The organism is Pannus brasiliensis CCIBt3594, from assembly GCF_036688125.1.
Lineage (GTDB): Bacteria > Cyanobacteriota > Cyanobacteriia > Cyanobacteriales > Microcystaceae > Pannus > Pannus brasiliensis.
In genome coordinates this window covers 74,630-82,095 of the sequence record NZ_JBAFSM010000023.1, presented here as the reverse complement: position 1 = coordinate 82,095, position 7,466 = coordinate 74,630, and the positions used below count along the sequence as shown (strand labels likewise).

The following is a 7,466-nucleotide window of genomic DNA, read 5'->3' as shown; positions in this document are numbered from 1 at the left end:
ATTTACCAATGTATCGAATCTGCCAAGGATTGTCAACCCTTTCAGGAAAGTTTTTTTTCGAGGGAGTGAAAAGCTCTCCACGTATGGCTTTCAAGCTTTTAAGGGCGGTCGTGGCGGGGGATTTCCCGAAAAAATTTTGGAAAAAGTTTTTTTCGATCGATGGAAACGCTCTCTCTGTAAGGATTTTAGAGATCGATCTTTTTTTAGCCCGTTTGGAAATACTCTCGGACTCGATCGAGCGCCCGACCGGAGCGATCGAACGTCAGGGACGAGGAATCGGTCAGCACCCGATCGAACGGTACGATCTCGACAACGCTGTTACTGTAGGCGAGGACGGATAATCCCGCGATGAAGTCGGGAGTCCAGAGGTTTTCGCGTACCGGGATCGAGTGTTCGTGTAACCGGTGGAGGAGTTTGGCGCGGGCGATTCCGGGGAGAATCCCGGACTCTAGGGCCGGAGTGTACCAACAATCTTCTTTCCATCCCCAGAGATTGCCAGTGGCGGTTTCTAGCCAGTTCCCAGAGCGATCGACGAGAATGGCTTCTCGCGCGCCTTTTTGTCGAGCTTCCTGTCCAGCTAACCAAGCGGGGAGATAATTCCCGGTTTTGTTATCGGCGATCGCGCGGGTGTACCGGGGACTATCGGCTACCCAGCCGAGGATTCCTTGCTGTTGGATCTGTTGTAAATCGGCGGGTAAAGATCGCCCGACGATCCATTCTCTCGCATCGGGAAATAGGGTGATTCTGAGGACGGGGAAGGAAAGCGCGAGGGTTTCCGCTCCGTTTCGGAGTCTCTTCCAGTCGGGAAGGGGCCAATCGAAGGCTTGTAAGCTCGATCGCAGGCGTTCTAGGTGATCTTGCCAATGGGTTAGGGGGTGATCGAGCGAGCGAGCGTAGACGCGGACGGTAGTGAACACGGTTGCCCCGTAGAGTAAACCGGGGTCGTGAATGTCTAGGAAAATTCGGTTATCTCCGATGAGCGCGCCGTTATACCAGTACATAAGACCTGTTGCGGAATTCAAAAATTTTCGTGTGGTTAGGGAGATAGGAGTCAGGAGTCAGGAGTCAGGAGTCAAAAGCCACAAGGAATAATAAAGAACTTTACGGATAAAATCGCAATAAATACCTATTTATCTTGTAAAATTCCAGTTTTTGAAGTTTCTATACCCCCGAGAACGAATTGTGCAAGAGGTCTATAAAGTGCGGAATAAAAAAAGAAGAGGCTAGTTTTCAATCGGATTTCGAGAAATAAACGGGGAGAAATCGGAACAGAAGGAGTTTTCCAGTTATACGATGAGGTTGGCGTGACGGGAGAGACGATCGCGAACGCGTTCGATGAGGGTTAAGACCGATCGATAATTTTCCCGATGTCCTTGGTGATGGAAATAATCGGCGCCCCGATGTAAATCTTCTAAAGCCGAGCGTGGATAACCGAGTCGATCGAGGAGTAAACCGCGTTGGATGTACGCGTCGGCCAGTCGCGGATCGAGGGCTAACGCGCGGTTGAAGTCGTCGATCGCTTCGGGAAAACGGTGTAACCGCCGGGATAAACAGGCGCGATGGTAATAGGTGGGAGGATAGTTTTTATCGAGATGTAGGGACCGATCGAGATCGGCGCGAGCGGCGTTAAGATTGCCGAGGGCGAGATAGGAGGCGGCCCGATCGGTGTAGATAGAGGCGAGGGAAACGGGATCGGGCGCGGTCATCTGTCGTAGGGATTGATTGAAATCGGTGATGGCGAGGGAATGATTTTTTCGGGCGGAGTGGACGAGTCCGCGATTGTAATACGCGGGGTAGTAGGTGGGTTGGAGGGCGATCGAGCGATTATAGTCGTCGAGGGCCCGATCGTGTTCTCCGAGACGATAGAAGGCTAAACCGCGGTGGAAATAGACGGTGGCGCTCGATCGATGTTGGAGGGAACGGGTGCAATCTTGCCAGGCGTTGATGTAATCCTGGAGATGAATTCGGGTGAGACAGCGATTTCCGTAGGCGGCGCCGGGATTGATCCCGCGTTCGATCGCCCCGGTAAAGTGTTCTAGCGCTTCGGAATAGTTGCCCTGTTGGAGTTGAACGATCCCGGCGTTGAATCGATCGGGGAGGTTCGTTGTCGCGAGAGATCGATCGGGAAAGGCGAGGAGGAGAGAAAACCCGAGAATGCAAGTGGCTAGGTAGGGAAGGGAGCGAGAGAGAAATTGAATCCGCACGGTTGACAATAGAGGATAGATGTGCATTTACCTCTATTGTAAAAAACTATCCCGATCCGTCAAAAGACGGGCTGTAAAACTCGCGCGGGTTAATTCGCCGACGATTCGGGAGGGGGGATGACTTCTAGGGGAACGCTTTCGGGGGAGGGGGAGACTTCTGGGGAAGGTTCGAGGGGAGGGGTTTTTTCGATCGCTTTGGTTTCGACGGTATTTTCCAGAGGGGTGTCCGGCGGGGTGGTATTTTCGGGAGGGGTTTCTTGGGGTTCCGCGGGGGGATCTACGGGGGATTTAGCGGGTTTCGGTTCTTCGGTTCGCTTGGTTTCCGGGACGGGGGAGGAGTTCTTTACCTCTCGTACTTCTCGCGGGGATTCGGTTGCGGGGGAGGGGTTGTTAGAAGATTCGATCGATTCGGGTTTCGTTTCGGGGGTGGTGGCTTTCGGACAGGCCGCGGATTCTAGACCGATGTAGCATCTCACTTCCTCTCGTCCCAAGGATACGGCGATTCCCGACACCGAGATTAACAAGGCGAAGATCGGTAGGATATTTTTCATGGTTACGGTTTTTTTTCACTCCTGACACACGCTATCGATCTTATCAAATCGATATTCGACCTTTCCGCGAAAACAAGAGTTCTCGGGGAGATAGGAACTGGTAAATTGTCGAGATCGCATTTTTTCTTGATCGAGAGGAAGCGTTCAAGAAATTAACTCGATTAGTTTCTGTTTGAGGGTTTCCAATCCCACGCGACCTGCCGCGGAGATGAAGACCGCATTCGGGTATTTCTCTTTGGCGATCGCTAAAGTTTCACTCTCGACCCGATCGAGTTTATTGAATACCATGAGCGCGGGGCCGGTCTCGATCGGCATTTCCGAGAGAATTTTCAGTACCGATCGAATTTGTCCCTCCCAAGCGGGATGAGAGAGATCGACGACGTGTAATAACGCGTCCGCTTCCGTAACTTCCTCTAACGTTGCCCGGAAAGCGTCCACCAGAGACGGGGGTAATTCGTGAATGAAACCCACCGTATCGGTTAATAGGAGCGCGCGCGAATCTCCGGTCTCGGGATCGGCCACGATCAATCGTCGCGTCGTCGGATCGAGGGTGGCGAATAGTTGATCCGCGGTGTACACTTCCGCGTCGGTGAGCGCGTTAATTAGGGTCGATTTGCCCGCGTTGGTGTAGCCGACGATCGCCACGCTGGGGACTTCCTGTTTCTGTCGTTGTTTGCGGAGTCTCGATCGATGGGCTTGTAGTTGATCGACTTCCTGCTGTAACCGTGAAAGCCTTTTCTGGATCGTGCGTCGTTCTGTTTCTAATTTCGTTTCCCCCGGCCCTCTGGTGCCGATTCCACCGCCTAATCTCGACATGGCTTGTCCGCGACCGGTCAGACGGGGTAGGGTGTATTCTAACTGCGCCAATTCTACCTGTAATTTTCCGGCTCTCGATCGAGCGCGTTGGGCGAAAATATCGAGGATCACCTCGGTTCGATCGACCACTCTCACCCCGATCTGATTCTCCAGGTTGCGAATCTGCGCGGGGGAGAGATCGCGATTGAAAACCACCAGATTCGCGCCGGATGTTTGTACCTGTAGGGCGATTTCCTCCACTTTTCCCGAACCGATCACCGTTTGCGGGTGGGGGTGCGATCGCTTCTGTCGCGTTACCTGTAACACGTCTCCCCCCGCGGTATCGACCAATCGCTCCAACTCGCTTAATCCGTCCTCGAAGCCGCGATCGTCCATGTCGTCGGTCATCAAGCCGACCAAAAGCACTCGATCGTGGTCGATATCTACCTGTTTGGCGGTGAATTCCCGCTGAAATTCCGCCTCTAAACCTTCTACAAGGGCGATAAAGTCCTGTTTACTCAGCGCGTCGAGACTGAGGGGCGGCGAGACCGTCCAGGGAGTTTCGCCATTGACATTTTCTCCCGTTTGTGGTAAGAGATGGGCGAGATAGACGGACTCGATATAACCGGTCGCGCCTCCCCCTTTGCGGATCATCCCCGATCCGGTCAGGGTCAACAGCACCAGCGCGTCCAATCTCTGCAAGGCCATCGCCGTCAGGCTGGATTCTTTGGGGGGGGCCGATTTCAGTTCCGTGGCGATGCACCGGATGCCGCAGAGACGTTCGGAACCGTAGCGGGGTAGTTCGAGAAGGGGGATCTGGGTTTGTCGGGGGGTTCCGATGCCCACCCGGATGATCTGGCCGCGACGGTTGAGGTAGGTGCAGACGGGTTGATGGATCTCGGTACTGATCGCCGCTAACCGTTGGGCGAATTCGGGAGTCGTCAGGGTATCGATCGGCAGGCGCTCGTGATACAGCCTCTGTAGCTGTTTCATCTGGCTCGCTTTCAGACCTTGGGTATTGCCGAAGATGGTATCGATAGGCTTTCCTCGCGGTAACGATATTTTCTCATTTTAGCGGGAGCGATCGGGGAAATGGGAGGTGGGGAGCGGAAATCCTCCCGGTAAGTCCAGATTTAATGGCCGGTAGAGGAATCTGCCGTAGGGATCGATTCTTTTTCAAAAGTAACGGGAATGTCCTGTAAGGTGCCGCTAATCTTTTTATCCCGCGCGATCGCTTCCATTACAATCTCGTCACCGCAGGATTTTCCTGGAGAGGAACGACCTTGTAGCCGAAAATTCTCCCCCCGAAAACGGCCGTCGAGGGGAACTTGTTGTCCCTCGATCGATAGAGTCCCGAGTAGATAGATTCCCGACTGCTCGATCGCTAACCGAGGGTTGTTCCCGAGGCAGGGAGAGTTTTTCGAGGGGAGGAGACGGTAGGTTCCGGCGATCGGGGGGGCGGCGGAAAGACGCGTTTCCCCGTAAACCGTGACCGCTTTAAAAATCAGCAGGACGAAACCGATCGTCGTCCCGTAAAAGATCAGGGATTTAAGCTTGAAGTGATTCATAGTTATCTCGCGATACCGAGGTCTCCCGTAAATCGATCAGGGATTGAAGGTGGCTACTGACGGGGGAGTAACGACGGGTGATCAATAAAGAAGAGTGACAATCTTGGGCGAGTTTATCGGTATAGGAACCGAGGGTCTGGCGCTCGATCCCCCAGGTTCGACTCGTGCCGGCGATCGTCAGATCTACCGTTTTCGAGGCTTCGATCACCCGATCGATCGGGCGATCGTTTTCCAGATAAACCGTATTCACCCGCTCTTGAACTTCCGGCGGTAAGAGATTCAGTAAATTTTTCACCTCGAAACCGATCTCGTGTTCGTCGAGATCTTCGTGGGGAAAACGTAGGAGGGTTAGGGTTCGATCGGGATCGTTCATCAGTAAACGGAGGGCGATCGAGAGGGCGAGATCGTCGTGGATATTCTCCGCGTGGGCGACCAAGAGAGAGGAAATTCGATCGATCCCTTTATTGACGAATACGGCCACGTCCACCGGCGAACTATTGAGGATTTTTCCCACCCGACCCCCGAGACGGTTATCGCTAAACGCGGGCCGATGCCAACCGACGAGAACCAGATTCGCGTGATAGGTGGCCGCGAGCTCGGTCGTGGCTTTGGGGACATCGTTGGAGATCCGCGCGAGGGGACGGACGATCGATCGCAATCGCGCGGGTTCGAGGGTATCGATAATTTTATAGAGATAGTTTTCCTGTCTCTCTAGTAAACGCTCCGCCTCTTGCGGGGTACTTTCAAAGAGATAATCTTCCTCTAACTCGATAATTCGCAGGGGATACACGATCGAGTCCAGATTTCCCGCCACGGCCAGCGCTAGATTTAACAATCCCTCCCGGCTGTTGGGGTTGGCCACGGGAACGAGAACGCGATAGTTCACCGTTTCGGGAATCGTTTCGGTCGCTCTCGGGGCGATCGTGTCCTCGCGGATCGCCTCTTTCGGGTACGTCCATTCCAGTAAAGGCGAGGTCATGATTGTCGTCACCAGCGCCATGATCACCAACATCGTGAAGAGTAACGGCGAGATCACCCCGAAACTTAAACCGATATTTAAAACGATCAACTCGGTTAGACCGCGGGTGTTCATCAACCATCCCAGCGCCGAGGCTTCCCGGTTGCCGATACCGCTCACCCGCGCCGCGACGTAGGTTCCCACGTACTTGCCGGCGATCGCCACGAACACCACCAGCGCGCACAACAGCCAGAGTTCGGGTTTATTTAAAAGACCGATCTGGGTTTTCAGACCGCTGTAGGCGAAGAAAACGGGAAGGAGAAAAATTAAGACGAAATCCTCGGTTTTTTCCGCCAGTTCCCGCACTAATCCGGGATGTTTCGGCATGGCCGCGCCCAACAGGAACGCGCCGAAGATCAGATGGATACCGATCGCTTCGGTGATGAGCGAGGAAACAACCACGGCTATATAGATGACGGCCAGTAAGAATTGGTTTAAGCGATTACTGCGTTGGTAGTGAAGGGCTAGTTTTTGCAGGAACCAACGCCCCACCGTCATCATGAAAACGATGTAGAGAATCGACTCGATAATCGTCGGGAAAGCGCCGGTGATGCTATTGGTACGGGTCACGGCGATCGCCAGTGCCAATAAGCACCAGGCGGTCACGTCATCCACCGCGGCGCAGGTGAGGGCGAGGGTTCCCAGTTTCGTGCGTTGTAGGTTATTCTCGGTGATAATCCGGGCGAGAACGGGAAAGGCGGTAATCGAGAGCGCCGCCCCTAAAAATAACGCGAAAGCGGTAAAGGAAACCGCGTTATTAGAAACGAGGGGATAGAGAAGTAACGCCAGGATACTGCCCAGCGAGAAGGGGACTAAAATACTAACGTGAGAGGTTAAAATCGCGACATTTAAATTTCCTTTTAAATAACCGGGATTGAGTTCCAATCCGATTAAAAACATAAAGAAAATCAGACCGATTTGAGAGAGAAGATTTAAATAGGGTAGGGTTTCCGCGGGGAATAAAACGCTAGAAAACTCGGGAGCGATCGAGCCGAGCAGGGATGGGCCGAGCATAATCCCCGCGATAATCTCTCCGATCACGAGGGGTTGTTTGATGGATCGGCAGGCCAAACCCATCACCCGCGATAAGCCGATTACGATTAAAACTTGAATTAAAACGAGAACGATCGTGTGCATGAGGGGAGCGCGAATAAAGCCATAGGTACGAATGACTCGATCGTTAGTGTACCCGCTCTTTTTCCCGAGCGCGATTTTTCTAGGGATTTTTTTTAGATTTCTTTAAGATTTACAGGGCGATCGTTCGGTATATCGAGATACGAAAATAGATTCGCGGGGGAGGGCGCTCCGTTCTCGAAGTCGGGGTACAGTA

Annotated in this window: 6 protein-coding genes; all 6 read right to left on the bottom strand. The window is 53.3% G+C overall.

Annotated elements, in window-relative coordinates; translation table 11 throughout:
* Positions 1-203: 203 nt before the first annotated feature.
* Complete coding sequence (locus V0288_RS13340; protein ID WP_422661970.1) at positions 204-1,001, bottom strand: aminotransferase class IV; 798 nt, start codon at positions 999-1,001, stop codon at positions 204-206.
* A 285-nt stretch (positions 1,002-1,286) separates the two neighbouring features.
* Positions 1,287-2,231 (bottom strand): tetratricopeptide repeat protein, encoded by a 945-nt coding sequence (locus V0288_RS13335; RefSeq protein WP_332865600.1) that lies wholly within the window; start codon positions 2,229-2,231, stop codon positions 1,287-1,289.
* Between the two features lie 62 nt (positions 2,232-2,293).
* Positions 2,294-2,755, bottom strand: a complete 462-nt coding sequence (locus V0288_RS13330) for a hypothetical protein (RefSeq protein WP_332865599.1) — start codon at positions 2,753-2,755, stop codon at positions 2,294-2,296.
* A gap of 144 nt (positions 2,756-2,899) precedes the next feature.
* A complete protein-coding gene (gene hflX / locus V0288_RS13325; RefSeq protein WP_332865598.1) occupies positions 2,900-4,543 on the bottom strand; it encodes a GTPase HflX in 1,644 nt (547 codons plus the stop codon).
* 140 nt (positions 4,544-4,683) lie between these two features.
* Positions 4,684-5,118, bottom strand: a complete 435-nt coding sequence (locus V0288_RS13320) for a hypothetical protein (RefSeq protein WP_332865597.1) — start codon at positions 5,116-5,118, stop codon at positions 4,684-4,686.
* Positions 5,099-7,273 carry a cation:proton antiporter gene (locus V0288_RS13315; protein ID WP_332865596.1) on the bottom strand — a complete coding sequence of 725 codons (2,175 nt, stop codon included), beginning with the start codon at positions 7,271-7,273 and terminating at the stop codon, positions 5,099-5,101. Before V0288_RS13315 ends, V0288_RS13320 begins: the two co-directional genes overlap by 20 nt.
* Positions 7,274-7,466 lie beyond the last annotated feature (193 nt).

What these genes read in the sequence shown, in the direction of transcription:
- V0288_RS13340 (WP_422661970.1), bottom strand. Translation starts at nt 1,001, where the DNA reads ATGTACTGGTATAACGGCGCGCTCATCGGAGATAACCGAATTTTCCTA.
- V0288_RS13335 (WP_332865600.1), bottom strand. Translation starts at nt 2,231, where the DNA reads ATGCACATCTATCCTCTATTGTCAACCGTGCGGATTCAATTTCTCTCT.
- V0288_RS13330 (WP_332865599.1), bottom strand. Translation starts at nt 2,755, where the DNA reads ATGAAAAATATCCTACCGATCTTCGCCTTGTTAATCTCGGTGTCGGGA.
- hflX (WP_332865598.1), bottom strand. Translation starts at nt 4,543, where the DNA reads ATGAAACAGCTACAGAGGCTGTATCACGAGCGCCTGCCGATCGATACC.
- V0288_RS13320 (WP_332865597.1), bottom strand. Translation starts at nt 5,118, where the DNA reads ATGAATCACTTCAAGCTTAAATCCCTGATCTTTTACGGGACGACGATC.
- V0288_RS13315 (WP_332865596.1), bottom strand. Translation starts at nt 7,273, where the DNA reads ATGCACACGATCGTTCTCGTTTTAATTCAAGTTTTAATCGTAATCGGC.